5 protein-coding genes are annotated in these 1230 nt (G+C 48.2%); all 5 read left to right on the top strand.

Annotated features, from left to right (window positions below; translation table 11 throughout):
• A partial coding sequence (locus Q0198_RS02490; protein WP_297894565.1) for a hypothetical protein occupies positions 1–281 on the top strand: 281 nt, incomplete at its 5' end.
• Positions 282–291: 10 nt separating this feature from the next.
• Positions 292–600 (top strand): hypothetical protein, encoded by a 309-nt coding sequence (locus Q0198_RS02485; protein ID WP_297894563.1) that lies wholly within the window; start codon positions 292–294, stop codon positions 598–600.
• Positions 557–793 (top strand): hypothetical protein, encoded by a 237-nt coding sequence (locus Q0198_RS02480; protein WP_297894561.1) that lies wholly within the window; start codon positions 557–559, stop codon positions 791–793. The genes Q0198_RS02485 and Q0198_RS02480 overlap by 44 nt, the downstream gene beginning before the upstream one ends.
• Positions 790–978, top strand: coding sequence for a hypothetical protein (locus Q0198_RS02475; RefSeq protein ID WP_297894560.1), 189 nt, complete (start codon positions 790–792; stop codon positions 976–978). Before Q0198_RS02480 ends, Q0198_RS02475 begins: the two co-directional genes overlap by 4 nt.
• Positions 979–981: 3 nt before the next feature.
• Positions 982–1230: hypothetical protein (locus Q0198_RS02470; RefSeq protein ID WP_297894557.1), on the top strand; the 249-nt coding region annotated here is incomplete at its 3' end.

The following is a 1230-nucleotide window of genomic DNA, read 5'->3' as shown; positions in this document are numbered from 1 at the left end:
AAGATATTTCCGGAGAGGTTACTTTGGCGCTGAGCGCCGGTATCCAAAAGGAGAAGATAAGCGCCTTTAAAAATAGCAAACTGGAGTGCGCGCTGATGTTTATCGGCGAGGCGGCGACGGGAAGCGCGATGAAAGCGACTTTTTATAAGTGCTCCTTAAGAGCGGACGGGGATTTTGCGCTCAAGGGCGATGATTGGCTCTCTATCAGCTTCAGCGTCGATATTCTCAAAGACGAAACCCGTGCGGCAGGGAACCAATTCTTTGAAATTTGCGCTCTTTAAGGATAGGATTATGCCTTTTTTGAACGCGCGGGCTTTGGGTTACGCTCTAATCGCAGTCTGCATGCTAAGCGCAGCGTGGATTACGAAGCTAAAATTTGAAATTTCGTCTCTTAATAGTGCCTATGCTTCAAAGCAGGCGGAGGCTCAAAGCTGCGCGGCAAATCTCAGCCTGCAAAACGCGGCGATAAAGTCGCTGCAGATTAAAGCAAGCGGGCTAAACGAGGATAAAATTAAGAGCGTCTCAAAAATTTATATAAAGGACAAAGGCTGTGAGAGTGAGCTTAGAGCGTATAAAATGCTTTTTAATAGCGCTTTTTAGCGTTTTTGCTCTTGGCGGCTGTGGGGCAAAAGAGCCGCAGATAAAGCAGGTATTCATCCCCGTAAAATGCAACCTAAAAATGCCGCTACGCCCCGCCGAAAGCTCGGATTTCGAGGCGCACAAGGCGCTAATGGCATATTTTCTAAAGTGCGAACAGATCGCAAAAGATTGCACACAGGGAGCGAATGAATGAGACCTGTTCTGCTCTATCTACTGCGCGCGGTGCTTTTGGTGATTTTCAATTTAGAGCTTTTTGCGCTACTTGAGCTTTTTATCCGCAATACGAATGTGCTATTTTTGGCGTGGTCGTGCTGCATAGGCATTAGCGGAGCACTTACGGCGTCTCCTGGGCGCTTGAGCCCACACGGCAAAGCATGAGAAATGGAGTATCTAGCTTATGTCTGTGCCGTCGGCGTCGCAGGCAGCATAGTAGCATGGTTTAGACAGCCTTCCGCAACCGAAAAATCGCCGGTGGTAGCGCTGCGCTCGTTTTTTACAAGGCTTTGCGACGGCTGTTTTAGCGCCTATATCATTTATGAGATCGCGTTTTTTTATACCAAGGATATGCGTCTTGCTCTCGCAATCTGCGGGATAGGAGCGTTTAAAGGAAGCGGGATTTTAGATTTGGCG

It is taken from the genome of uncultured Campylobacter sp. (genome assembly GCF_938045205.1).
GTDB lineage: Bacteria > Campylobacterota > Campylobacteria > Campylobacterales > Campylobacteraceae > Campylobacter_B.
The sequence above is the reverse complement of the archived record's forward strand: the minus strand, read 5'-3'. Positions and strand labels throughout refer to the sequence as shown.

Coding starts and splice junctions, on each gene's coding strand:
- Q0198_RS02485 (WP_297894563.1), top strand. CDS start 292: ATGCCTTTTTTGAACGCGCGGGCTTTGGGTTACGCTCTAATCGCAGTC.
- Q0198_RS02475 (WP_297894560.1), top strand. CDS start 790: ATGAGACCTGTTCTGCTCTATCTACTGCGCGCGGTGCTTTTGGTGATT.